Annotated in this window: 1 protein-coding gene; it reads left to right on the forward strand. The window is 57.0% G+C overall.

The window, feature by feature from the left end:
- A partial coding sequence (locus HMPREF2743_RS09835) for an ATP-binding protein (protein WP_168167322.1) occupies positions 1-256 on the forward strand: 256 nt, incomplete at its 5' end.
- Positions 257-381 lie beyond the last annotated feature (125 nt).

A 381-nucleotide genomic window follows, 5' to 3' on the forward strand; every position in this document is an offset into this window, starting at 1 on the left:
GACGTGTCTACTTTCCGGGGGTCAGGCCCTCCTGACCACACCTGTTGATGCCGCGACTGCGCACCAACTTCTCAACATCCTCGCCGGCCGTGAAGGCAAAGTCTCAACGATAGTGACCTCACAATTCACCCCACTGGAGTGGTACAAGTCCATCCCCGACGCCGTGATCTCCGAGTCAATCCTCAACCGACTCGTCTCCGGCGCCGAGATCATCACACTCGAAGGACCAAACATGCGCCTGAACACCAACGCATAACCACCAACAACGCCTGAGTGAGACACCGCTACCGGATACTCACTCAGGCGCTACCAGATACTCACCACACCGCTACCATTTCAGTCTTCTGAACAGTCTGCGCGTGTTGTAGCGCATGCACCACC

Origin of the sequence: Corynebacterium sp. HMSC036D02, assembly GCF_001836165.1 — a bacterium.
Lineage (GTDB): Bacteria > Actinomycetota > Actinomycetes > Mycobacteriales > Mycobacteriaceae > Corynebacterium.